This window comes from Enterobacter sp. I4, from assembly GCF_022669095.1.
In the GTDB taxonomy this organism is placed as follows: domain Bacteria; phylum Pseudomonadota; class Gammaproteobacteria; order Enterobacterales; family Enterobacteriaceae; genus Enterobacter; species Enterobacter pasteurii.
Window position 1 is genome coordinate 481,538 of the sequence record NZ_JALBUO010000003.1, and the last position, 22,679, is coordinate 504,216.

24 protein-coding genes and 5 tRNA genes are annotated in these 22,679 nt (G+C 55.1%); 9 read left to right on the top strand and 20 right to left on the bottom strand.

What is annotated here, in order from left to right; translation table 11 throughout:
- Positions 1-66: 66 nt before the first annotated feature.
- Positions 67-219 carry an AcrZ family multidrug efflux pump-associated protein gene (locus MOQ06_RS21520; protein WP_003858549.1) on the bottom strand — a complete coding sequence of 51 codons (153 nt, stop codon included), beginning with the start codon at positions 217-219 and terminating at the stop codon, positions 67-69.
- A gap of 127 nt (positions 220-346) precedes the next feature.
- Between MOQ06_RS21520 and modE the strand changes: the two genes are divergently transcribed.
- From modE to gpmA, 7 genes are all read left to right on the top strand, one after another.
- On the top strand, positions 347-1,135 hold the full coding sequence (gene modE / locus MOQ06_RS21525; RefSeq protein WP_193356716.1) for a molybdenum-dependent transcriptional regulator: 789 nt from the start codon (positions 347-349) through the stop codon (positions 1,133-1,135).
- Positions 1,136-1,202: 67 nt separating this feature from the next.
- Complete coding sequence (gene modF, locus MOQ06_RS21530; RefSeq protein WP_242174765.1) at positions 1,203-2,675, top strand: molybdate ABC transporter ATP-binding protein ModF; 1,473 nt, start codon at positions 1,203-1,205, stop codon at positions 2,673-2,675.
- Positions 2,676-2,876: 201 nt separating this feature from the next.
- Complete coding sequence (galE, locus tag MOQ06_RS21535; protein ID WP_242174766.1) at positions 2,877-3,893, top strand: UDP-glucose 4-epimerase GalE; 1,017 nt, start codon at positions 2,877-2,879, stop codon at positions 3,891-3,893.
- Between the two features lie 9 nt (positions 3,894-3,902).
- A complete protein-coding gene (galT, locus tag MOQ06_RS21540) occupies positions 3,903-4,949 on the top strand; it encodes a galactose-1-phosphate uridylyltransferase (protein WP_242174767.1) in 1,047 nt (348 codons plus the stop codon).
- Positions 4,950-4,951: 2 nt separating this feature from the next.
- Positions 4,952-6,100: a galactokinase gene (galK, locus tag MOQ06_RS21545; protein WP_148420794.1), complete on the top strand. Its 1,149-nt coding sequence runs from the start codon at positions 4,952-4,954 to the stop codon at positions 6,098-6,100.
- Positions 6,094-7,137 (top strand): galactose-1-epimerase, encoded by a 1,044-nt coding sequence (galM, locus tag MOQ06_RS21550; RefSeq protein ID WP_242174768.1) that lies wholly within the window; start codon positions 6,094-6,096, stop codon positions 7,135-7,137. The genes galK and galM overlap by 7 nt, the downstream gene beginning before the upstream one ends.
- 240 nt (positions 7,138-7,377) lie before the next feature.
- Positions 7,378-8,130: a 2,3-diphosphoglycerate-dependent phosphoglycerate mutase gene (gene gpmA / locus MOQ06_RS21555; protein ID WP_148420796.1), complete on the top strand. Its 753-nt coding sequence runs from the start codon at positions 7,378-7,380 to the stop codon at positions 8,128-8,130.
- Between the two features lie 59 nt (positions 8,131-8,189).
- On the opposite strand, the gene aroG is transcribed toward gpmA, so the two are convergent.
- The gene (gene aroG / locus MOQ06_RS21560) at positions 8,190-9,242 is read right to left on the bottom strand and encodes a 3-deoxy-7-phosphoheptulonate synthase AroG (protein WP_148420797.1); all 1,053 of its coding nucleotides are present in this window, start codon (positions 9,240-9,242) and stop codon (positions 8,190-8,192) included.
- 304 nt (positions 9,243-9,546) lie between these two features.
- Here aroG and MOQ06_RS21565 point away from each other — a divergent pair, with 304 nt between their 5' ends.
- Positions 9,547-9,912, top strand: coding sequence for a YbgS-like family protein (locus MOQ06_RS21565; protein ID WP_242174881.1), 366 nt, complete (start codon positions 9,547-9,549; stop codon positions 9,910-9,912).
- 99 nt (positions 9,913-10,011) lie between these two features.
- Positions 10,012-10,950: a CDF family zinc transporter ZitB gene (gene zitB, locus MOQ06_RS21570; protein WP_242174769.1), complete on the top strand. Its 939-nt coding sequence runs from the start codon at positions 10,012-10,014 to the stop codon at positions 10,948-10,950.
- Here zitB and pnuC read toward each other — a convergent pair.
- The 18 genes from pnuC to cydA all read right to left on the bottom strand — a co-directional run bounded on the left by pnuC (position 10,947) and on the right by cydA (position 22,549).
- Positions 10,947-11,666, bottom strand: coding sequence for a nicotinamide riboside transporter PnuC (pnuC, locus tag MOQ06_RS21575; RefSeq protein WP_242174770.1), 720 nt, complete (start codon positions 11,664-11,666; stop codon positions 10,947-10,949). The genes zitB and pnuC overlap by 4 nt on opposite strands.
- A 22-nt stretch (positions 11,667-11,688) precedes the next feature.
- On the bottom strand, positions 11,689-12,732 hold the full coding sequence (gene nadA / locus MOQ06_RS21580) for a quinolinate synthase NadA (protein WP_242174773.1): 1,044 nt from the start codon (positions 12,730-12,732) through the stop codon (positions 11,689-11,691).
- A gap of 205 nt (positions 12,733-12,937) precedes the next feature.
- A tRNA-Lys gene (locus MOQ06_RS21585) sits at positions 12,938-13,013 on the bottom strand.
- 22 nt (positions 13,014-13,035) lie between these two features.
- Positions 13,036-13,111, bottom strand: a tRNA-Lys gene (locus MOQ06_RS21590).
- Positions 13,112-13,256: 145 nt separating this feature from the next.
- Positions 13,257-13,332 (bottom strand) — tRNA-Lys (locus MOQ06_RS21595).
- A 3-nt stretch (positions 13,333-13,335) separates the two neighbouring features.
- Positions 13,336-13,411, bottom strand: a tRNA-Val gene (locus MOQ06_RS21600).
- Positions 13,412-13,438: 27 nt separating this feature from the next.
- Positions 13,439-13,514, bottom strand: a tRNA-Lys gene (locus tag MOQ06_RS21605).
- A 161-nt stretch (positions 13,515-13,675) separates the two neighbouring features.
- Complete coding sequence (gene cpoB, locus MOQ06_RS21610) at positions 13,676-14,464, bottom strand: cell division protein CpoB (protein WP_242174775.1); 789 nt, start codon at positions 14,462-14,464, stop codon at positions 13,676-13,678.
- A gap of 9 nt (positions 14,465-14,473) precedes the next feature.
- Positions 14,474-14,995, bottom strand: coding sequence for a peptidoglycan-associated lipoprotein Pal (gene pal / locus MOQ06_RS21615; protein WP_003858578.1), 522 nt, complete (start codon positions 14,993-14,995; stop codon positions 14,474-14,476).
- A 34-nt stretch (positions 14,996-15,029) separates the two neighbouring features.
- Positions 15,030-16,322 (bottom strand): Tol-Pal system beta propeller repeat protein TolB, encoded by a 1,293-nt coding sequence (tolB, locus tag MOQ06_RS21620; protein ID WP_045308832.1) that lies wholly within the window; start codon positions 16,320-16,322, stop codon positions 15,030-15,032.
- A gap of 129 nt (positions 16,323-16,451) precedes the next feature.
- Positions 16,452-17,705, bottom strand: a complete 1,254-nt coding sequence (tolA, locus tag MOQ06_RS21625) for a cell envelope integrity protein TolA (RefSeq protein WP_023299616.1) — start codon at positions 17,703-17,705, stop codon at positions 16,452-16,454.
- A 28-nt stretch (positions 17,706-17,733) separates the two neighbouring features.
- Positions 17,734-18,162, bottom strand: a complete 429-nt coding sequence (tolR, locus tag MOQ06_RS21630) for a colicin uptake protein TolR (protein WP_003858589.1) — start codon at positions 18,160-18,162, stop codon at positions 17,734-17,736.
- A gap of 3 nt (positions 18,163-18,165) precedes the next feature.
- A complete protein-coding gene (gene tolQ, locus MOQ06_RS21635; protein ID WP_003858590.1) occupies positions 18,166-18,858 on the bottom strand; it encodes a Tol-Pal system protein TolQ in 693 nt (230 codons plus the stop codon).
- Positions 18,855-19,259 carry a tol-pal system-associated acyl-CoA thioesterase gene (ybgC, locus tag MOQ06_RS21640; RefSeq protein ID WP_003858593.1) on the bottom strand — a complete coding sequence of 135 codons (405 nt, stop codon included), beginning with the start codon at positions 19,257-19,259 and terminating at the stop codon, positions 18,855-18,857. The genes tolQ and ybgC overlap by 4 nt, the downstream gene beginning before the upstream one ends.
- Positions 19,260-19,407: 148 nt before the next feature.
- Positions 19,408-19,698, bottom strand: a complete 291-nt coding sequence (ybgE, locus tag MOQ06_RS21645) for a cyd operon protein YbgE (RefSeq protein WP_176610870.1) — start codon at positions 19,696-19,698, stop codon at positions 19,408-19,410.
- Positions 19,698-19,811: a cytochrome bd-I oxidase subunit CydX gene (gene cydX / locus MOQ06_RS21650; RefSeq protein ID WP_006177208.1), complete on the bottom strand. Its 114-nt coding sequence runs from the start codon at positions 19,809-19,811 to the stop codon at positions 19,698-19,700. The genes ybgE and cydX overlap by 1 nt, the downstream gene beginning before the upstream one ends.
- A gap of 14 nt (positions 19,812-19,825) precedes the next feature.
- On the bottom strand, positions 19,826-20,965 hold the full coding sequence (gene cydB, locus MOQ06_RS21655) for a cytochrome d ubiquinol oxidase subunit II (RefSeq protein WP_148420803.1): 1,140 nt from the start codon (positions 20,963-20,965) through the stop codon (positions 19,826-19,828).
- 15 nt (positions 20,966-20,980) lie between these two features.
- Entirely contained in the window at positions 20,981-22,549 is a 1,569-nt protein-coding gene (gene cydA / locus MOQ06_RS21660; RefSeq protein WP_148420804.1) for a cytochrome ubiquinol oxidase subunit I, read from the bottom strand.
- Positions 22,550-22,679: the final 130 nt, after the last annotated feature.

Genomic DNA, 22,679 nt, shown 5'->3' on the forward strand with positions numbered 1-22,679 from the left:
ATATCGGCGGAAAAGAGGGAAACTTGAGAGCAAAACGCCCGGGCTGGCCGGGCGTTTTGGAGGAAATTATTGCTGCTTTTTAGGCTGGTCCCGACGATGACCAATGTTCGAAAAGACGTTGAACACTTCACCCAGGCCGTAGATGGCACCGAGGATGATAGCCATCACTACTGGCACCATGATTACCGCGAATACCAGACTTTTCAACAACTCTAACATGGTTTTCTCCAGATCTTGTGAACGGCTTATTCTACCCTGAAAAGTAATAAAAACATCCCCTTTTGTGCGGTGCGCTTTGCGCGCCAGGGCATTTGGGTCACAATAGCCTTTTTGCCGGGACACCGTTATGCAGGCCGAAATTCTCCTCACCCTACGACTTCAGCAGAAGCTTTTCGCCGATCCGCGACGCATCGCCCTGTTAAAACAAATAGAACAAACTGGCTCGATTAGCCAGGGGGCCAAAAACGCCGGCATCAGCTATAAAAGCGCCTGGGATGCGATCAACGAGATGAACACCCTGAGCGAGCAGACGCTGGTTGACCGGGCCACGGGCGGAAAAGGCGGCGGCGGCGCCGCGTTAACGCGCTACGGGCAACGGCTGATCCAGCTCTACGATTTACTGGCGCAGATCCAGCAAAAGGCATTTGATGTGTTAAGCGATGACGACAGCCTGCCGCTGGACAGCCTTCTGGCCGCCATCTCTCGTTTCTCGTTACAGACCAGCGCCCGTAACCAGTGGTTTGGTACGGTAACGGGACGCGATCGTTCCCGGGTGCAGGAGCACATTGAGATCCTGCTCGCAGACGGCACGACGCGCCTGAAAGCCGCCGTCACCGCGCAAAGCAGCCAACGCCTCGGGCTAAACGAAGGTAGCGAAGTGCTGATATTACTGAAGGCGCCCTGGATCGGCATCACGCGCTATCCCGAACATGCAGCAGAAGCGGATAACCAGCTGCGGGGAAGCATCAGCCATATTGAACGCGGTGAAGAACAGTGCGAGGTGCTGATGACGCTTGCGGACGGCCAGACGCTTTGCGCCACCGTTCCGGTAAACGACGCGGCTGAATTAGAAGAAGGTGCTGTCGTGACCGCATATTTCAATGCAGACCGGGTGATTATCGCCACATTGTGCTAAGCGCATTGACAATCCATCCGACTCTGGGTATCCCTGACATCTGTTGCTGCAAAAAATGGGATAACACATGTCGTCATTGCATATTTCGCAAGGCACGTTTCGTCTTAGCGATACCCGTACCCTGTCGCTGCCTGAATTAACCTTACGCGCCGGAGAAAGCTGGGCGTTTGTGGGCACTAACGGCAGCGGAAAATCAGCGCTGGCCCGCGCCCTGGCGGGGGAACTAACCCAGCTGCAGGGTGTGCGCCAGTGTGGCTTCACCCGGCTGACGCGCCTTTCCTTTGAGCAGCTGCAGAAGCTGGTCAGCGATGAGTGGCAGCGTAACAATACCGATATGCTCAGCCCTGGCGAAGAAGATACCGGCCGCACGACGGCGGAAATTATCCAGGATGAGATAAAAGATCCTGCCCGCTGCCGCCAGCTGGCGGAGCAGTTTGGCATTACCGCCCTGCTTACCCGACGCTTCAAATACCTTTCTACCGGCGAGACGCGCAAAGCGCTGCTGTGCCAGGCGCTGATGGGCGAGCCGGAACTCCTCATTCTGGATGAGCCGTTTGACGGCCTGGACGTACAGTCCCGCGCACAGCTGGCCGCGCTGCTGGCGAGGCTCAACCAGCAGGGATACACCGTTGTGCTGGTCCTTAACCGCTTTGATGAAATTCCTGATTTCGTACAGCACGCGGGCGTGCTGGCAGACTGTAGCCTGACCGAAACCGGGGAAAAAGCGACGCTGCTGCGCCAGGCGCTGGTTGCGCAGCTGGCGCACAGCGAAAAGCTGGACGGCATCGCCCTGCCGGAGCCGGATGCGCCATCGGCACGACGCGGGCTGGATCCCGATCAGCCGCGCATCGTGCTGCGCGACGGCGTGGTGGCTTATGACGATCGCCCCATCCTTAATCACCTCAGCTGGACGGTTAATCCGGGTGAACACTGGCAGATCACCGGCCCCAACGGGGCGGGTAAATCCACGCTGCTGAGCCTGATTACCGGCGATCATCCGCAGGGGTACAGCAACGATCTGACCCTCTTCGGCCGCCGTCGCGGCAGCGGGGAAACCATCTGGGACATCAAAAAGCACATTGGCTATGTCAGCAGCAGCCTGCATCTGGATTACCGCGTGAGCACCACGGTGCGCAACGCGATCCTCTCCGGCTACTTCGATTCCATCGGCATTTATCAGGCGGTATCGGATAAGCAGCACAAGCTGGTGCAGCAGTGGCTGGATATTCTGGGCATGGACAACCGGGTAGCCGACGCCCCGTTCCACAGCCTGTCGTGGGGGCAGCAGCGGCTGGCGTTAATTGTCCGCGCGCTGGTTAAACACCCTACGCTGCTGATTCTGGACGAACCGTTGCAGGGGCTGGATCCGCTGAACCGCCAGCTGATCCGCCGCTTTGTGGACGTGCTGATTAGCGAGGGGGAAACCCAGCTGCTGTTCGTGTCGCACCACGCTGAGGATGCCCCGTCCTGCATTACCCACCGGCTGGAGTTTGTCCCTGACGGCGAGCGCTACCGCTATCTGCTCAGCAAAATCGATTAACTGCCGGAGGGCGCTGCCCTCCGCTTTTCAGATAACCTGCAACAATACATCTCTATCTCTTTGATCTAAAATGCACCCAGTCTGTGAAAAAGCGAGTTTGAAAAGCAGTGTAAACGATACCACTATTTTATCCCATGTCACACTTTTAGCGTCTCTGATATGCTATGGTTAATTCATACCATAAGCCTAATGGAGCGTAATATGCGAGTTCTGGTAACAGGTGGTAGCGGTTACATCGGAAGTCATACCTGTGTGCAACTGCTGCAAAGCGGGCACGATGTCGTCATCCTTGATAACCTGTGCAACAGCAAGCGCAGCGTGCTGCCCGTCATTGAACGTCTTTCGGGTAAACGACCGACCTTCGTGGAAAGCGATATCCGCAATGAAGCGTTAATGACCGAAATCCTTCGCGATCGCGAGATTGAGACCGTGATCCACTTCGCGGGCCTGAAGGCGGTTGGCGAATCGGTGGCTAAACCGCTTGAGTACTACGACAACAACGTTAACGGTACCCTGCGTCTGATTTCCGCCATGCGTGCCGCAAACGTCAAAAACTTTATCTTCAGCTCCTCCGCGACCGTCTACGGCGACCAGCCAAAAATTCCTTACGTTGAAAGCTTCCCGACCGGCACGCCGCAAAGCCCGTATGGCAAAAGCAAGCTGATGGTGGAGCAGATCCTGACCGACCTGCAAAAAGCGCAGCCCGAGTGGAGCATTGCGCTGCTGCGCTACTTCAATCCGGTTGGCGCGCATCCGTCAGGCGATATGGGTGAGGATCCGCAGGGCATTCCTAACAACCTGATGCCGTATATCGCGCAGGTGGCCGTGGGCCGTCGTGATTCCCTGGCTATTTTTGGCAACGATTACCCCACCGAAGACGGCACCGGCGTGCGCGATTACATTCACGTCATGGATTTGGCCGACGGACACGTGGCGGCGATGCAGCAGCTGGCAGATAAACCTGGCGTGCATATTTATAACCTCGGCGCCGGGATCGGCAGCAGCGTGCTGGATGTGGTAAATGCCTTCAGCAAAGCCTGCGGCAAGCCGGTGAACTATCACTTCGCCCCCCGCCGTGATGGCGATCTCCCTGCTTACTGGGCCGATGCCACCAAAGCGGATAAAGAGCTTAACTGGCGTGTCACCCGCACGCTTGATGAAATGGCACAGGATACCTGGCACTGGCAGTCACGCCATCCGCAGGGCTATCCGGACTAAGGATTTGTCATGACGCAATTCAACCCCGTCGATCACCCGCATCGTCGTTTTAACCCGCTCAGCGGGCAATGGATTTTAGTTTCTCCGCATCGCGCCAAGCGCCCCTGGCAGGGGGCGCAGGAGACGCCTGCAAAACAGACGCTGCCTCAGCATGACCCGGACTGCTTCCTCTGTCCGGGCAATACGCGCGTGACGGGCGATAAAAACCCGGACTACAAAGGCACCTTCGTTTTTACTAACGATTTCGCGGCGCTGATGACCGACACGCCGGACGCGCCGGAAAGCCACGATCCGCTGATGCGCTGCGAAAGCGCCCGAGGCACCAGCCGCGTAATCTGCTTCTCTCCCGATCACAGCAAAACGCTGCCGGAGCTGAGCGTTGAGGCGCTGAAAGAGGTGGTATCCACCTGGCAGGCGCAAACGGCGGAGCTGGGCCAGACCTATCCGTGGGTGCAGGTTTTTGAAAATAAAGGCGCGGCGATGGGCTGTTCTAACCCCCATCCGCACGGGCAGATCTGGGCGAACAGCTTCCTGCCAAATGAAGCCGAGCGCGAAGATCGTCTGCAAAAAGCGTATTTCACCCAGAACGGCTCACCGATGCTGGTGGATTACACCCGGCGGGAGCTGGCGGACGGCAGCCGTACCGTGGTGGAAACGGAACATTGGCTTGCCGTGGTGCCATACTGGGCGGCGTGGCCGTTTGAAACCCTGCTGCTGCCAAAAGCGCCTGTTCAGCGCATTACCGACCTCAGCGACGCCCAGCGAGACGACCTTGCGCTGGCGCTGAAGAAGCTGACCAGCCGTTACGACAACCTCTTCCAGTGCTCCTTCCCGTACTCCATGGGCTGGCACGGCGCGCCGTTTAACGGCGAAGAGAATCAACACTGGCAGCTGCATGCCCATTTTTACCCGCCGCTGCTGCGTTCCGCGACGGTACGTAAATTCATGGTGGGCTACGAAATGCTGGCGGAAACCCAGCGTGACCTGACGGCGGAACAGGCGGCAGAGCGTCTGCGTGCCGTTAGCGACGTCCACTACCGCGAATCAGGAGTCTAAAAATGAGTCTGAAAGATAAAACACAATCCCTGTTTGCTGAAAAATTTGGCTACCCTGCCACCCACGTTATCCAGGCGCCCGGCCGCGTTAACCTGATCGGTGAGCATACCGACTACAACGACGGTTTCGTGCTGCCATGCGCCATCGACTACCAGACGGTCATCAGCTGCGCGAAACGCGACGATCGTAAAGTACGGGTAATCGCTGCGGATTACGACAACGAAATTGACGAATTTTCCCTCGATGCGCCGATCGTCACCCACGAGAGCCAGCAGTGGGCCAACTATGTTCGCGGCGTGGTGAAGCACCTGCAAAAGCGCGACAAGAATTTCGGCGGGGCCGATCTGACGATCGGCGGCAACGTGCCGCAGGGTGCGGGATTGAGTTCATCTGCATCGCTGGAGGTCGCGGTCGGCACCGTGTTCCAGCAGCTTTATCATCTGCCGCTGGACGGCGCGCAGATCGCCCTGAACGGTCAGGAAGCGGAAAACCAGTTCGTGGGCTGCAACTGCGGCATTATGGATCAGCTGATCTCCGCGCTGGGCAAGAAAGACCATGCGCTGCTGATTGACTGCCGCTCCCTCGGAACCAAAGCGGTTCCGCTGCCGAAAGGGGCAGCAGTGGTGATCGTCAACAGTAACTTCAAGCGTACCCTGGTGGGCAGCGAATACAACACGCGTCGCGAACAGTGTGAAACCGGCGCGCGTTTCTTCCAGCAGCCGGCCCTGCGCGATGTTTCGCTTGAGGAATTTAACAAGGTTGCCCACGAGCTGGATCCCGTGGTCACGAAGCGCGTGCGTCATATACTGACGGAGAATGCCCGTACCGTAGAGGCCGCCTCCGCGCTGGCGAAAGGTGACCTGAAGCGGATGGGCGAGCTGATGGCAGAATCTCATGCCTCCATGCGCGACGATTTCGAAATTACCGTGCCGCAAATCGACACGCTGGTTGAGATTGTAAAAGCCACGATTGGCGACAAAGGCGGGGTACGCATGACCGGCGGCGGGTTTGGCGGGTGTATCGTCGCCCTGATGCCGGAAGAGCTGGTCCCTGCCGTCCAGGACGCCGTGGCTAAGCAGTACGAAGCCAGAACGGGCATCAAAGAAACTTTCTACGTCTGTAAAGCATCACAAGGAGCCGGACAGTGCTAAACGAAACACCTACACTCGCACCGGATGGTCTGCCGTATCGCCTGTTAACCCTGCGCAACAGCGCCGGGATGGTGGTTACGCTGATGGACTGGGGCGCAACGCTACTTTCTGCCCGCGTGCCGATGCCTGACGGCAGCGTGCGCGAAACCCTGCTCGGCTGCGCGTCGCCAGAGCAGTATATCGAGCAGACCGCCTTTCTTGGCGCCTCCATAGGCCGCTACGCCAACCGCATTGCCAAAAGCCGCTTTGAGCTGGACGGCGCTGGATATTCGCTGCTTTCAAGCCAGGGCGAGAATCAGCTTCACGGCGGACCGGAAGGCTTTGATAAGCGCCGCTGGAAAATTGCGCAGCAAAATGACGGCGAAGTATGGTTCTCTCTGGACTCCCTTGAGGGAGACCAGGGCTACCCGGGCAATCTCACCGCGACCGCTCGCTTCACGCTGACCGAGGATAACCGCATCGTCATTGAGTACCGCGCAACGGTCGATAAGCCGTGCCCGGTCAACCTGACGAACCACGCCTATTTCAACCTCGACGGTAGCCAGAGCGATGTCCGCAGCCATAAGCTGCAAATCCTGGCGGAGGAATACCTGCCGGTCGATGAAGCAGGCATCCCTTATCAGGGGCTGAAACCGGTAAGCGGCAGTAGCTTCGATTTCCGTCAGTCGAAAACCATCGCGCAGGATTTCCTGAGCGATGACGATCAGCGCAAGGTGAAAGGTTACGACCACGCCTTCCTGTTGCAGGCAAAAGGCGATCTTGCTCAGCCTGCCGCACGGGTCTGGTCCGCTGATGAGAAGCTACAGATGACGGTGTACACCACCGCCCCTGCCCTGCAGTTCTATTCCGGTAACTATCTGGGTGGTACCACGGCGCGCGAGCACAACTCCTACAGCGACTGGCAGGGGCTGGCGCTGGAAAGCGAGTTTCTGCCGGACAGCCCTAACCATCCGGAATGGCCGCAGCCGGACTGCGTGCTGCGTCCGGGGGAAGAGTACGTAAGCGTCACCGAATACCATTTCGTTCCGCGCGCTTAAGCCCGCTGGCGCAAGCGTAGCGCCGCCCTGCAAAAAGCGTCAGGCCCTCTCCGTGAGGGCTTTTTTATGCGCGTTTTGCTGAAAATAGCGACGATTGCAGACAAAATCATAACCCTGGATTCACATGCATCTTACACTCTCGAACTATTTTCGCTATGGTTAGGGTTAAGCGTTGCTGCTGACACGGTCACGGCAATATAATGAGAATTGTTATCATTCAAAATGCTTGAGGAGTAAGAAATGGCTAATACTAAGCTTGTCCTGGTGCGCCACGGCGAAAGCCAGTGGAACAACGAAAACCGCTTCACCGGCTGGTATGACGTTGATCTGTCCGAGAAAGGCGTAAGCGAAGCGAAAGCGGCGGGTAAGCTGCTGAAGGAAGAAGGCTTCACCTTTGACTTTGCTTACACCTCTGTGCTGAAACGTGCCATCCATACCCTGTGGAACATTCTGGACGAGCTGGATCAGGCCTGGCTGCCGGTTGAGAAATCCTGGAAACTTAACGAGCGTCACTACGGTGCGCTGCAGGGGCTGAACAAAGCGGAAACCGCAGAAAAATATGGCGACGAGCAGGTGAAGCAGTGGCGTCGTGGTTTTGCGGTAACCCCACCAGAGCTGACCAAAGATGACGAGCGTTATCCGGGTCACGATCCGCGTTACGCGAAGCTGACCGAAGCCGAGCTGCCGCAGACCGAAAGCCTGGCGCTGACCATCGATCGCGTCGTGCCTTACTGGAACGAAACCATTCTGCCACGTCTGAAGAGCGGCGAGCGCGTCATTATCGCGGCTCACGGCAACTCCCTGCGTGCGCTGGTGAAATATCTGGACAACATGGGTGAAGATGAAATCCTCGAACTGAACATCCCTACCGGCGTGCCGCTGGTGTACGAGTTCGACGAAAACTTCAAACCAGTTAAACATTACTATCTGGGTAACGCTGACGAAATCGCTGCAAAAGCCGCGGCCGTCGCCAACCAGGGTAAAGCGAAGTAATTTTCGCGGACATAAAAAAAGCGTGGAGCAATCCACGCTTTTTTATTGCCTGAGGTCAATTAGCCGCGACGCGCTTTTACCGCCCCGGCCAGCTGGCGCAGGATCGCGTCGGTATCATCCCAGCCAATGCAGGCATCGGTCACGCTCTTGCCGTAGACAAGCGGCTCGCTGCCCTCAAGATTCTGGTTGCCTTCCACCAGGTGGCTCTCAATCATCACCCCAATGACCGCGTGCTCACCGCCGGCGATTTGCTGACAAACATCCGCACCGACTTCCATCTGCTTTTTGAACTGTTTGCTCGAGTTCGCATGGCTGAAGTCGATCATCACCCGCGGCTCCAGGCCCGCTTTCTCCAGCCCGGCCTTCACTTCCGCCACATGTCTGGCGCTGTAGTTTGGCTCTTTGCCGCCGCGCAGAATGATATGGCAGTCACCGTTACCGCTGGTGTTCACGATGGCCGAATGGCCCCACTTGGTTACCGAGAGGAAGCAGTGTGGCGCGCCAGCCGCGTTGATCGCGTCAATGGCGACCTTGATGGTGCCGTCGGTGCCGTTTTTGAAACCAACCGGGCATGACAGGCCAGACGCCAGCTCGCGGTGAACCTGAGATTCCGTGGTACGCGCGCCAATCGCGCCCCAGCTCATCAGGTCAGCCAGATACTGCGGCGTGATCATATCAAGAAACTCACCGGCAGCAGGCAGCCCGCTGTCGTTGATCTCCAGCAGCAGCTTACGCGCAATACGCAGGCCGTCGTTGATCTGGAAGCTGTTATCCATATGCGGATCGTTGATCAGCCCTTTCCAGCCCACGGTGGTACGCGGTTTTTCAAAATAGACGCGCATTACGATTTCCAGCTCGCCTTTCAGCTCTTCGCGCAGGGCAAGCAGGCGCGCCGCGTACTCTTTGGCCGCGGCAGGATCGTGAATGGAGCATGGCCCAATCACCACCAGAAGACGATCGTCGCTACCTTTCAGGATCTTGTGGATCGCCTTGCGGGCATGGGACACCGTGTTGGCGGCATTTTCGGTGGCGGGGAATTTTTCAAGGAGCGCTACGGGAGGTAATAACTCATTGATCTCTTTAATACGTAAATCGTCGTTCTGATAATTCATCTTGTTTCCGGCTCTGCCATATCTTTAGTAATGAAAGCAATGCTTTCAATCTAACTTGTCGGCCACGAAGTGTAAACGGGCTTTTACACTTCGCGCAGATAATTCCTGGAATTTACCAAAAATACGCAACAAAATAGCGAAAAATGAGATCTGGCCTAAGCTTTTTACTTGTAACGTCTGATTTTAAATATTTATACGCGATCCCATTCTGACATTGCTCGGGAGTACGGGATCTTTCGCCACTGAACAAGATGCACTGTTGGAGAATGTTATCCAGCGTAACGATAAGAACAGGAGCACCATGATGAAAATGACGAAACTGACTACGCTTTTCCTGACGGCAACCCTTACCCTGGCAAGCGGCAGCGTACTGGCAGCCGATGCAAACTCTTCAGGCTCTACCAGCAACGGCGATGCTAACGCCGCTGCTGCTGCGGGCCAGGTCGCCCCGGATGCCAAAGAGAATATCGCCCCTAATAAGGTTGATAATAACGACATCAACACCGACCACACCAATACCGGCGGGACAAATACCGGCACGATGAACCATGACGGTATGACCACCGACGAGGTTCACAAAAACTCAATGTGTAAAGACGGGAAATGCCCGGACCCGAATGACAAAGTAGGTAGCGATGCCGATACCAAAACGGACGGCACCACCCAGTAATCATCGGTAAGATGAAATAAGGAGAGCGCGTGCTCTCCTTTTTTATTTAAGCTCTTAAAAACGCTACACTAAAAATAATAATAAATCAGGAACGATACCATGGCGCACTCCCACTCTCATTCTTCCCCTTCCGGCGATGAAAACGCCAAACGGCTTCTGCTGGCTTTCGGCGTAACCGCCACGTTTATGGTGATCGAGGTTATCGGTGGATTGATATCCGGATCGCTGGCCCTGCTGGCCGATGCGGGGCATATGCTTACCGACGCCGCCGCCCTGCTGTTTGCCCTGCTTGCCGTGCAGTTTGCCCGCCGTCCCCCCAATGCTCGCCACACGTTTGGCTGGCTCAGGCTGACAACGCTTGCCGCCTTCGTAAATGCGATTGCGCTGGTGGTGATTACCCTTCTTATCGTCTGGGAAGCTATTCAGCGCTTCATGCATCCGCAGCCGGTAGCCGGGACGACGATGATGGTCATTGCCATCGCCGGGTTACTGGCCAATATTCTGGCATTCTGGATTTTGCACCGCGGCAGCAGTGAAAAAAATCTGAACGTGCGGGCTGCGGCGCTGCATGTGTTGGGCGACCTGCTGGGCTCGGTTGGTGCGATTGTGGCCGCGCTGATTATTATGGGAACCGGATGGACACCTGTTGACCCGATTCTGTCGGTGCTGGTGTCGTGCCTGGTGTTACGCAGCGCCTGGCGCCTGTTAAAAGAGAGCGTGAATGAGCTTCTGGAGGGTGCACCTGCGTCCCTGGACATCGGCGAGCTCAAGCGCAATTTGAGTCGCTCCATTCCTGAAGTGCGTAACGTTCATCACGTTCACGTCTGGCTGGTAGGCGAAAAACCGCTTATGACGCTGCACGTTCAGGTTGTTCCGCCCCACGATCACGACGCGCTGCTTGAACGTATTCAGCACTTCCTTGAGCATCACTACGAGATTGCGCACTCCACCATACAGATGGAGTATCAGGCGTGTAGCGGGCCAGACTGCCACCTGAACGAGGCGCAGTCCGGCCATTCACACGCGCATCACCATTAGCGGGAAAGCGCGCGAGAGCCTCGCTCACGCGCGCTGTTAATCCACATGCGGCTACCGTTAAGGGCGATAAAGGTCAGCAGCATGTATTCCAGCGACATGGCATAAACGCCCTGACGGGCAAAAATCACCACGCTGATCACGTTGATGACCACCCACAGCAGCCAGTTTTCAACGTATTTACGGGTCATCAGGATCATTGCGGCAATTGACAGCACCATCATGCAGGAATCCCAGAACGGGAAGGCGTCCGGCTGAAGCGCAGGCATGGTGACGTTTAACCCCATACCGGACATCACCGAAACCGCAACGCGCGTCAGGAAGGCAAATACCGGATCGATAAAGACGGTCATTAAGCCGATAGCGACCACGCAGACAGCGAGCCAGGCGATGGCTTTGGGCAGCGGCAGCCAGCGGATTTGCAGTTCCGCCTCCTGCTGACTGTTTTGCCGCGACCAGGCATACCAGCCATAGATATTGGCCGCAAAGAAGAACAGCTGCAAAAGCAGGCTGGCATAGAGCTGGATCTGGAAGAAGATAATTGCAAACAGCGTGACGTTAATCAGCCCGAACGCATAGTTACCGATCTTCTCAAGGCTGGCCAGCCAGATGCAGAGCAAACCGGCCAGCGTACCCACCGCCTCAATCCACGACAGGTCATAGCCACCCGCACCAATCGGGATGTGAACCAGGATGTTCTGTGTGCTAAAAAAATCCATTTTTTCTCCGGGGCGTAACAGGTTAAGTACGTAGTGTAGCCGCAAAATCCAGCATACGGTTAAGCGGAATTAATGCACCTTCACGCAGAGCAGCATCCACATGGATCTCATGCATGGCCCCACCGTTTTCCAGCCCCTCCGCAATGGCTTTCAGGCCATTCATCGCCATCCACGGGCAGTGGGCGCAGCTGCGGCACGTCGCCCCTTCTCCGGCGGTGGGTGCTTCGAGCAGTTCTTTTTCCGGCACGGCCTGCTGCATCTTGTAGAAGATACCGCGATCGGTCGCCACGATGAGCTGCTTGTGCGGCAGGGTTTTTGCGGCACTGATAAGCTGGCTGGTCGAGCCGACGGCATCCGCCATATCGACAATTGACTGCGGGGATTCCGGATGCACCAGGATAGCGGCGTCCGGGTATAGCCCTTTCATGCGGGTGAGTGCCTGGGTCTTAAACTCGTCGTGAACGATGCAGGCCCCCTGCCAGCACAGCACGTCAGCACCGGTCTGTTTTTGCACGTAGTTGCCGAGATGGCGATCGGGTGCCCAGATGATTTTCTCCCCCAGGCTGTCCAGATGTTCAATCAGCTCAACGGCGATGCTGGACGTAACCACCCAGTCTGCACGCGCCTTTACCGCGGCGGACGTGTTGGCATAGACCACGACGGTCCGGTCCGGATGAGCATCGCAGAAGGCTGTGAATGCATCTGTCGGGCAGCCAAGATCGAGAGAACATTCCGCACTCAGCGTCGGCATCAGAATCGTTTTCTCAGGGCTCAGAATTTTTGCCGTTTCGCCCATAAACCGCACGCCAGCGACCAGAAGCGTGGAAGCGGGATGTTTAGCACCGAAGCGCGCCATCTCCAGGGAATCCGAAATGCAGCCGCCCGTCTCTTCGGCCAGCTGCTGAATTTCCGGGTCGGTGTAGTAATGCGCCACCATCACCGCATCTCGCTCTTTCAGAAGGCGCTTGATTTTCTCACGGTAGAACTGCTTTTCATCCCGGCTTAGTGGCGCTGGCTTCGGCGGGAAGGGATAAATAGCGGCTTCGGGATCAAACATCACACTCATTATGGCTTCTCGTTTTACTGGCTTAACAATATTGCCTTTGTTTTGCAGGAGACAGCAAAAATGATGGCAACGGTGTTTTATATACTAAACAAGATAGCGAATTCGAGGCGCAATGTCACCGGGAATTGATGCCTGCAGCATTTGTCGGGCAACGGCCGGGGAACGACAGATAGCAAAAAAGCGCCTTTAGGGCGCTTTTTTACATTGGTGGGTCGTGCAGGATTCGAACCTGCGACCAATTGATTAAAAGTCAACTGCTCTACCAACTGAGCTAACGACCCCTTGCGGGATTTTTCTTCGAAGTGGTGGGTCGTGCAGGATTCGAACCTGCGACCAATTGATTAAAAGTCAACTGCTCTACCAACTGAGCTAACGACCCATTCGGGTGCTGACTTCGAAGATTTACTCGGTTCCACTTTTAAAGTGGTGGGTCGTGCAGGATGACTCGGCTTCGCCTCGCCCTACGGGCCGTTGCTGAAGCAACGTTATCCTTCACGTTTAATATCTCGAGTAAGACATTAAATTGGTGGGTCGTGCAGGATTCGAACCTGCGACCAATTGATTAAAAGTCAACTGCTCTACCAACTGAGCTAACGACCCGAGTGGTGGGTGATGACGGGCTCGAACCGCCGACCCCCTCCGTGTAAAGGAGATGCTCTACCAACTGAGCTAATCACCCACTCTGTACTGCCGGAACTGCGTTAAGTGGTGGGTCGTGCAGGATTCGAACCTGCGACCAATTGATTAAAAGTCAACTGCTCTACCAACTGAGCTAACGACCCACTTTTATGCTGCTTTCACGTTGTTTGATATCCCGTGGCAACGGCGGCATATATTACTGATTTAAGAATTCAGCGCAACAAAAATTTCGATGAAGATCACTTAACTGCTTAGGAATCATGCTGCACGACCAGAAATAACGCGATTTCTGGTCATGCGATAATCAACCCATCGAACTCAAACGTTTTTGCGCCTGTTTGGCGCCGTCGGTGCCCGGGAATTTCGCAACCACCTGCTGATAAACCGCTTTGGCTTTTGCAGTGTCGCCTTTGTCCTGCATGATCACGCCGACTTTAAACATCGCATCAGGCGCTTTCGGTGATTTCGGGTAATTTTTCACCACAGAGGCAAAATAAAACGCCGCATCATCCTTTTTACCCTTGTTGTAATTCAACTGACCCAGCCAGTAATTCGCATTTGGCTGGTAAGTAGAATCGGGGTACTTCTTCACGAAGTTCTGGAACGCAACGATAGCATCGTCCTGACGCGCCTTGTCCTGAACCAGGGCAATGGCCGCGTTGTAGTCCGTATTCGCGTCACCGCTTTGTACAGGCGCTCCAGACGACGCGGAGGCATCTGCCGCAGGTGCAGGCGTCGCCGCACCGCTTTGATCGCCTGCTGCGGGCTGTGCAGCCGCACCGCCGCTGCTCAGGCTATCCATCTGCGACAAGATTTGCTTCTGGCGTTCCACAACCTGATTAAGCTGATACTGACTCTCCTGGATCTGACCACGAAGGGAATCGATATCGTTCTGGTTGTCGGAAAGTTGCTGCTGGAGTTGAGTTAAAAGCTGGCTGTGAGCGTTAGAGATACGCTCGAGTTGAGTGACCCGGTCTTCTACCGAGCCTGAGCCGACACTACTGATTGGTGCCTGAGCAAAAGCGGCCCAGGGGGCCGCTATTCCAACCAGTAACGACAGACTCATCAGATGATGTCTGAAGTTACTGCTCATGCAATTCTCTTAGTAAACGAGTACGGCACGACGGTTTTTGGAGTAAGCCGCTTCGTCGTGACCCAGTACTGCTGGTTTTTCTTTACCGTAAGAAACGATGGAGATCTGGTCAGCAGAAACGCCTTTACCCTGCAGGTACATTTTAACAGCGTTCGCACGACGTTCACCCAGGGAGATGTTGTACTCTGGAGTACCACGTTCGTCCGCGTGACCTTCTACGGTGACTTTGTAAGACGGGTTGCTACGCAGGAAGTTTGCGTGCGCATCCAGCATTGCAGCGAAGTCAGAACGGATGTCGTATTTATCCAGATCGAAGTAAACGATGTTGTTCTGCTGCAGCTGCTGCATCTGAAGACGCGCTTGCTCTTCAGAAGACATGTTGCCATTGCCGTTAGCGTCCATACCGGTGCCGGCACCCATCATGCCTTCGCCGCTCTGGTCATTGCTTGCGTTCTTGTTAGAAGAACACGCTGCGATTGCCATTACAGGCAGAGCGATCATCAGCCCCTTCAGCACTTTGTTCAGTTGCATTTCTAAGATTCCTTTAGTAATCAATTAATTATTATTACAGATACGGCGACCAGGCAGGTGATTTAACCTGTCCATCAGTTGCCGGAAGACGCGCTTTGAAACGCCCATCTGTAGAAACCAGATTCAGCACGGATCCCATCCCCTGAGAAGAGCTGTAGATTACCATAGTGCCGTTAGGTGCCAGACTTGGCGTTTCATCCAGGAACGTTGACGACAGTATTTGTACGCCTCCCGTTACCAGATCTTGTTTGGCAATGTGCTGCTGACCACCCGCAGTGCTGACCATTACCATTGTTTTACCATCGGCACTGACGTCAGCATCCTGGTTCTGAGAACCTTCCCAGGTAATACGCTGCGCTGCTCCGCCGTTGATATTCATTTTATAAACTTGTGGACGACCCGCCTGGTCAGACGTAAAGGCCAGATTCTGGCTGTCCGGGAACCAGGTTGGTTCAGTATTGTTGCTACGGCCGTCCGTGATCTGGCGGATCTGACCAGATCCAATATCCATCACATACAGGTTCAGGCTACCGGTTTTAGACAGGGCAAAGGCCAACTTAGTCCCATCCGGAGAGAACGCAGGTGCACCGTTGTGGCGCGGGAATGAAGCAACCTGACGCACGGCACCGTTAGACAGCGTCTGAATAACCAGCGCGGAACGGCCGCTCTCGAAGGTCACGTACGCCAGTTTGGAGCCGTCAGGAGACCATGCCGGAGACATCAGCGGCTGTGGAGAACGGTGAACGGTGAACTGGTTGTAGCCATCGTAGTCAGAGACGCGCAGCTCATACGGGAACTGTCCGCCGTTGGTCTGAACCACGTACGCGATACGGGTACGGAACGCACCTTTAATACCGGTCAGCTTCTCGAACACTTCGTCACTTGCCGTATGGCCAGCGTAGCGCAGCCACTGCTTGTTCACTTTATACGTGTTCTGAGCCAGAACGGTACCCGGCGCACCGCCGGTATCAACCAGCTGATACGCAACGTTATAGCCGCCGTCTGGTGCAGGCGTAACCTGACCGACAACTACCGCATCAATACCCAGTGCAGACCATGCAGCAGGCTGAACGTCCTGCGCAGTACCCGGCTGCTGAGGCAGGCGGGAACGATCTAATGGGTTAAATTTACCGCTGTTACGCAGGTCAGCTGCAACAATGCCGCCAATATCTTCAGGCGCAGCGCCCGGGCCTGCCCACTGGAACGGAACGACACCAATTGGACGCGCCGAGTCCACCCCCTGGGTGATCTCGATACGTACTTCTGCGTGCAGTACAGCTGCCCACAGCATTAAAAAACTAACTGCTACACGTAATGCCTGCTTCATCATATCTCCCTTATCTGGGTAACCTTACCCACGATAATTTAGCAGAATGTTAACAAACCCAAATAGACAAAACTACTTATCCTGTTTACGACCATAGACTGTTTTTCATACTTCCGTTAGAAGAGTTGATTACAGCTTAAAGTCCAGTTTGGCATCTTTTATCCTTTCATAAACAGCCTCGCTAGGCGGTTTAGGAATGTTCGCCGATCTGGCTGCGGCCAGCGCAGCCTGACAGAGCGCAGGATCGCCCCCTTCAGACGTCACGCTTTTCAACCTGCCGTCTGGCGCAAGATTGATGTGCAGTACGCATTGCTTGCCCTGATACAGGCCTGCATCAAAGAGTCGGCTCTGAATCGCAACCTGGATCTGTTTGGCATAAGCACTAATATCTGCACCTGTTGCCCCACCGTTGGCTCCGGAGGTACCGCTGTCTTTTGACGGCTGTCCATTTCCTTTCGCCCCACCGCCCGTTTTCGGTGCATTCTTACCGGAACTCAGGTCGCCCAGCAGATCGTCAACCCCTGCGGCTGCGGCAGCTTTCTCAGCGGCTGCGGCCTTTTTAGCAGCGGCTTTTTCGGCTGCTGCTTTCTTATCGGCAGCGGCTTTCTCAGCTGCAGCTTTTTTATCAGCAGCGGCTTTTTCCGCAGCGGCGGCTTTTTCTGCCGCAGCTTTCTCAGCGGCAGCCGCTTTCTTCGCCGCTTCGGCGGCCGCTTTTTTCTCTGCTTCCTGGGCGGCTTTCTTCGCGGCTTCTGCTTCGGCTTTCTTCTGTGCGTCAGCAGCGGCTTTTTTCGCGGCTTCGGCTTCCGCTTTCTTCTTCGCATCAGCAGCGGCTTTCTTCGCGGCTTCTGCTTCGGCCTTCTTCTGCGCGTCAGCAGCGGCTTTTTTCGCCGCTTCTGCAGCTACTTTCGCCTGAGCATCTGCCTGCGCCTTAGCGTCTGCTGCGGCTTTGGCTGCCGCCTCCTCCGCCTGCTTCTGCTGTTCCTGCGCTTTCTTCGCTGCGGCTTCAGCCTGTTTCTGCTGCTCCGCCTGCTCTTTCGCGGCTTCCTGCGCCTGCAAACGCTCTTTCTCAAGCTGCTTCAAACGTTCCTGCTCGGCGGCCTGCTTTTCACGCAGCTCTTCCGCCTGCTGTTGCGCCTGTTTTTCACGCTGCTCTTCAGCGCGTTTTGCGCTCGCCTGCTGCTGTTGCTGACGATTATAGTTCTGCACTACCGCACCGGGATCTACCATGACGGCGTCGATGGATGAGCCTCCACCACCGCCCGATGCATCAATGTGCTCATCGAACGAACTCCAGATCAGCGCTGCAAAAAGAATCACGTGCAGCACTGCGGAGACGATTATCGCTCGCTTAAGCTTGTCGTTCTGTTCGGTTGCCTTTGACACTATCGGTTCCCAAAAACTACGCAGATGATCAAATAGGCTGAGTCATTAAGCCAACTGACTTAACGCCCGCGCTATGTAGCAAGTTCAGCGCTTTGATAATTTCATCATATGGTACGTCTTTCGCACCACCGATTAAGAAGACCGTCTTCGGATTTGACTCCAGGCGTCGTTGCGCTTCAGCAATAACCTGCTCTGGGGGGAGCTGATCCATACGATCCTTCTCGACCACCACGCTGTACTGCCCTACGCCGGAAACCTCAATGATGACCGGAGGATCGTCATTGGTGCTTACCGCCTGTGATTCTGTCGCATCCGGCAGATCAACTTCCACGCTCTGGGTGATGATGGGGGCTGTCGCCATAAAGATCAGCAGCAGCACCAGCAGCACGTCCAGTAACGGAACGATATTGATTTCGGACTTGAGCTCGCGACGACCTCGTCCACGCGATCTGGCCATGGTTTACCCCTTGTTGCTCTCGGTGCTGGTAAACGCCTGACGATGCAGAATCGCGGTGAACTCTTCCATAAAGTTGTCGTAGTTCAGTTCCAGTTTGTTCACGCGCTGGTTCAGACGGTTGTACGCCATCACCGCCGGAATTGCGGCGAACAGACCGATTGCGGTTGCGATCAGTGCTTCTGCGATACCCGGTGCTACCATCTGTAACGTTGCCTGCTTCACCGCGCCAAGAGCAATAAAGGCGTGCATGATCCCCCATACCGTACCAAACAGGCCGATATACGGGCTGATGGAGCCTACGGTGCCGAGGAATGGAATATGCGTTTCAAGATTTTCCAGCTCGCGGTTCATGGAGATGCGCATCGCACGCGACGCGCCTTCTACCACGGCTTCCGGCGCATGGCTGTTAGCACGGTGTAAGCGTGCAAACTCTTTGAAACCGCTGTAGAAAATTTGTTCGGAGCCAGAAAGGTTATCACGGCGTCCCTGGCTTTCCTGATACAAACGAGAAAGCTCAATACCCGACCAGAACTTATCTTCAAACGCTTCGGCTTCGCGCCCAGCGGCATTGAGGATACGCGTTCTCTGGATGATGATGGCCCAGGAAGCGATTGAAAAACCAATCAAAATCAACATGATAAGTTTAACCAGAAGGCTTGCCTTCAGGAACAAATCAAGGATATTCATGTCAGTCACTGCTTAAACTCCGCGACAATAGACTTAGGAAGCGCACGAGGCTTCATTATGGTTGGATCAACACAGACAATCAGTACTTCAGCTGAGTTCAGTACCGTGTTCTCTGCATTGACTATCCGCTGCGTGAAAACCAGTGAAGTTCCGCGCATTGATGTAATTTCAGTTTGGACTTCGAGCATATCGTCGAGTCTGGCAGGCGCAAAATACTCAAGCGTCATCTTGCGTACCACAAAGGCAACTCGCTCAGCCAACAGCACCTGTTGACTAAAGTGATGATGGCGCAGCATCTCTGTGCGTGCCCGTTCATAAAAAGCAACGTAGCTGGCGTGGTAGACCACACCACCGGCATCGGTATCTTCGTAATAGACACGTACCGGCCATCGAAACAGCGTTGTATTCACTTTACATCCCGGTAAAACATGAAAAGTTGGGGCTTTCAAACTTCGCTACTATACGCGCGGGAATGATGGTTTGGAATGGGGGAAAGTAAACGGAGAGTAAATTTTTATGGGCTCGGATAAGCCCATATCGTTAACGGACATTTCTTATTCAGAAGAAGAAGAAAATCAAACCGGCGAGGAGAACCAGATCGGCAATCAGCGGACAGAAGATGCCCTGCCAGTGAATCGCTTTCGGTCGAAAGCCGACACCGTGAATGACCCCTGCACACACCGCCCACATCATCAGGAAGCCGTGCCAGATCTCAAGCTCGCTGGTTTTCGCCGCGAAGCGCGACGGGTCCCAGAAGATACAGCCTGCCAGCAGTAATGCCATCACTAAAGAAAGCGCCCGTAACGGGCGCTTATCCATTACCGCATATAACGTTGCGATAATGTTCATTAGTGTTTTTCTTCACCTGCTTTAGACGCTTCAACATGCTCAAGCGCCAGGGCAGTGATGACACCAAATGCACAGGCAAGAAGCGTCCCTAAAATCCATGCGAAATACCACATATTCAGCTCCTTACTTAATACATAGAGTGGGTGTTGCTTTCGATATGTTCTTTAGTGATACGACCGAACATTTTCCAGTAACACCAGGAGGTGTAGAGCAGGATAATCGGTACGAATACACAAGCAACATACGTCATCAGGTTCAGCGTCAGCTGGCTGGACGTTGCATCCCACATGGTCAGGCTAGCGTTCATCATGGTGCTGGATGGCATCACGAACGGGAACATAGCAATACCGGCCGTCAGGATGATGCACGCCAGCGTCAGTGAAGAGAACACGAACGCCAGGGCGCCTTTCTCCAGACGAGACGTCAGCACGGTCAGCAGCGGCAGCAGCACACCCAGAGCCGGGATAGCCCACAGCGCAGGGGTATTATTGAAGTTCACCAGCCATGCACCTGCCTGACGCGCCACTTCTTTGGTCAGCGGGTTAGACGGTGCAGTGTGGTTGATGGCGGACGTCACCACGTAACCATCAATACCGTACACTACCCACACGCCAGCCAGCGCGAAGCAGACCAGCGTCACCAGCGCCGCAACCTGGGCGGTAGCACGGGAGCGCAGGTGCAGTTCACCCACGGTACGCATCTGCAGATACGTTGCACCCTGCGTGATGATCATCGCCACGCTCACCACACCCGCCAGCAGACCAAACGGATTCAGCAGCTGGAAGAAGTTGCCGGTGTAGAACAGACGCATGTACTCGTCGACGTGGAACGGTACGCCCTGCAGCAGGTTACCGAATGCCACACCAATCACCAGCGGTGGAACGAAGCTACCAATAAAGATGCCCCAGTCCCACATGTTGCGCCAGCGGGTATCTTCAATCTTGGAACGGTAGTCGAAACCAACCGGACGGAAGAATAAAGACGCCAGCACCAGAATCATCGCCACATAGAAGCCGGAGAACGCAGCCGCGTAGACCATCGGCCAGGCCGCGAACAGCGCGCCGCCTGCGGTGATCAGCCACACCTGGTTACCGTCCCAGTGCGGGGCGATGGAGTTGATCATGATTCGACGCTCGGTGTCATTACGACCGAGGAAACGGGTGAGCATGCCCACGCCCATGTCGAAACCATCGGTGACCGCAAAACCGATCAGCAGAACACCGATCAGCAGCCACCAGACAAAACGCAATACTTCATAATCGATCATTTGATGACTCCTGTCTTAGCGTGCCGGCTGAGTAGTCACAGCAGACTGCTCGTAGTGGTAGCGACCGGTTTTCAGGCTGCTCGGGCCAAGGCGCGCGAACTTGAACATCAGGAACAGTTCAGCCACCAGGAACAGGGTGTACAGACCACAAATCAGCAGCATGGAGAAGATCAGGTCGCCTGCGGTCAGGGAGGAGTTCGCTACCGCCGTTGGCAGCACCTCACCAATCGCCCATGGCTGACGGCCATATTCCGCGACAAACCAGCCGGATTCGATAGCAATCCATGGCAGTGGGATACCGTACAGCGCCGTGCGCAGCAGCCATTTTTTCTCACCGATACGGTTACGAATCACTGACCAGAACGAGGCCGCGATGATCAGCAGCATGATAATGCCGCAGCCCACCATGATACGGAACGCGAAGTACAGCGGCGCAACGCGTGGAATAGAGTCTTTGGTTGCCATCTGAATCTGCGCTTCCGTCGCGTCGGAGACGTTAGGGGTATAGCGTTTCAGCAGCAGACCGTAACCGAGGTCTTTCTTCACGTCATTAAACCGATCGCGAACGGCCTGGTCGGTAGAGCCGGCGCGCAGCTGCTCCAGCAGCGAGTAAGCTTTCATCCCGTTACGGATACGCTCTTCGTGCTGCACCATCAGATCTTTCAGGCCAGTAACCTGTTTATCGACGGAACGGGTGGCGATGATGCCCAGCGCGTAAGGAATTTGAATGGCGAAGCGGTTTTCCTGCGCGTCCTGATCGGGAATACCGAACAGGGTAAACGCTGCCGGCGCAGGCTGGGTTTCCCATTCCGCTTCAATCGCGGCCAGCTTGGTTTTCTGCACGTCGCCCATTTCGTAACCGGATTCATCACCCAGAACGATAACAGACAGAATTGCTGCCATACCGAAGCTTGCTGCGATAGCAAAAGAGCGTTTTGCGAAGGCGAAGTCACGACCGCGCAGCATGTAGTAGGAGCTGATGCCCAGTACGAACATGGCGCCGCACACATAGCCAGATGCTACGGTGTGTACGAATTTAACCTGAGCAACCGGGTTCAGGACCAGCTCAGCGAAGCTGACCATCTCCATACGCATGGTTTCGAAGTTGAAATCAGACGCGATGGGGTTTTGCATCCAGCCGTTCGCCACCAGGATCCACAGTGCGGACAGGTTGGAGCCTAATGCCACCAGCCAGGTTACCGCCATATGCTGGACTTTGCCCAGACGGTCCCAGCCGAAGAAGAACAGACCTACAAAGGTGGATTCGAGGAAGAAGGCCATCAGACCTTCAATGGCCAGCGGCGCACCGAAGATATCCCCAACGTAGTGGGAATAATAAGACCAGTTAGTCCCGAACTGGAACTCCATGGTCAGACCGGTTGCCACGCCCAGCGCAAAGTTGATACCAAACAACTTGCCCCAGAACTTGGTCATATCTTTATAAATCTGTTTGCCGGAGAGGACGTAAACCGTTTCCATGATTGCCAGCAGGAACGCCATACCGAGCGTCAGCGGTACAAACAGGAAGTGGTACATCGCGGTCAAGGCAAACTGTAAGCGCGACAGTTCGACTACGTCTAACATTATGACTCCTTGCTCATCGCATGAAGACTCCGAGAGTGGTTCCCGTTAGATAAGGATCCACACGCATGCCCCAATACAAAGTAATCTGCATCCCTTCTTCATTGCTTATTCCCGACAAGAAAAAAGCAGT

Coding starts and splice junctions, on each gene's coding strand:
- MOQ06_RS21520 (WP_003858549.1), bottom strand. CDS start 219: ATGTTAGAGTTGTTGAAAAGTCTGGTATTCGCGGTAATCATGGTGCCA.
- modE (WP_193356716.1), top strand. CDS start 347: ATGCAGGCCGAAATTCTCCTCACCCTACGACTTCAGCAGAAGCTTTTC.
- modF (WP_242174765.1), top strand. CDS start 1,203: ATGTCGTCATTGCATATTTCGCAAGGCACGTTTCGTCTTAGCGATACC.
- galE (WP_242174766.1), top strand. CDS start 2,877: ATGCGAGTTCTGGTAACAGGTGGTAGCGGTTACATCGGAAGTCATACC.
- galT (WP_242174767.1), top strand. CDS start 3,903: ATGACGCAATTCAACCCCGTCGATCACCCGCATCGTCGTTTTAACCCG.
- galK (WP_148420794.1), top strand. CDS start 4,952: ATGAGTCTGAAAGATAAAACACAATCCCTGTTTGCTGAAAAATTTGGC.
- gpmA (WP_148420796.1), top strand. CDS start 7,378: ATGGCTAATACTAAGCTTGTCCTGGTGCGCCACGGCGAAAGCCAGTGG.
- aroG (WP_148420797.1), bottom strand. CDS start 9,242: ATGAATTATCAGAACGACGATTTACGTATTAAAGAGATCAATGAGTTA.
- MOQ06_RS21565 (WP_242174881.1), top strand. CDS start 9,547: ATGAAAATGACGAAACTGACTACGCTTTTCCTGACGGCAACCCTTACC.
- zitB (WP_242174769.1), top strand. CDS start 10,012: ATGGCGCACTCCCACTCTCATTCTTCCCCTTCCGGCGATGAAAACGCC.
- pnuC (WP_242174770.1), bottom strand. CDS start 11,666: ATGGATTTTTTTAGCACACAGAACATCCTGGTTCACATCCCGATTGGT.
- nadA (WP_242174773.1), bottom strand. CDS start 12,732: ATGAGTGTGATGTTTGATCCCGAAGCCGCTATTTATCCCTTCCCGCCG.
- cpoB (WP_242174775.1), bottom strand. CDS start 14,464: ATGAGCAGTAACTTCAGACATCATCTGATGAGTCTGTCGTTACTGGTT.
- pal (WP_003858578.1), bottom strand. CDS start 14,995: ATGCAACTGAACAAAGTGCTGAAGGGGCTGATGATCGCTCTGCCTGTA.
- tolB (WP_045308832.1), bottom strand. CDS start 16,322: ATGAAGCAGGCATTACGTGTAGCAGTTAGTTTTTTAATGCTGTGGGCA.
- tolR (WP_003858589.1), bottom strand. CDS start 18,162: ATGGCCAGATCGCGTGGACGAGGTCGTCGCGAGCTCAAGTCCGAAATC.
- ybgE (WP_176610870.1), bottom strand. CDS start 19,698: ATGAACATTATCGCAACGTTATATGCGGTAATGGATAAGCGCCCGTTA.
- cydX (WP_006177208.1), bottom strand. CDS start 19,811: ATGTGGTATTTCGCATGGATTTTAGGGACGCTTCTTGCCTGTGCATTT.
- cydB (WP_148420803.1), bottom strand. CDS start 20,965: ATGATCGATTATGAAGTATTGCGTTTTGTCTGGTGGCTGCTGATCGGT.
- cydA (WP_148420804.1), bottom strand. CDS start 22,549: ATGTTAGACGTAGTCGAACTGTCGCGCTTACAGTTTGCCTTGACCGCG.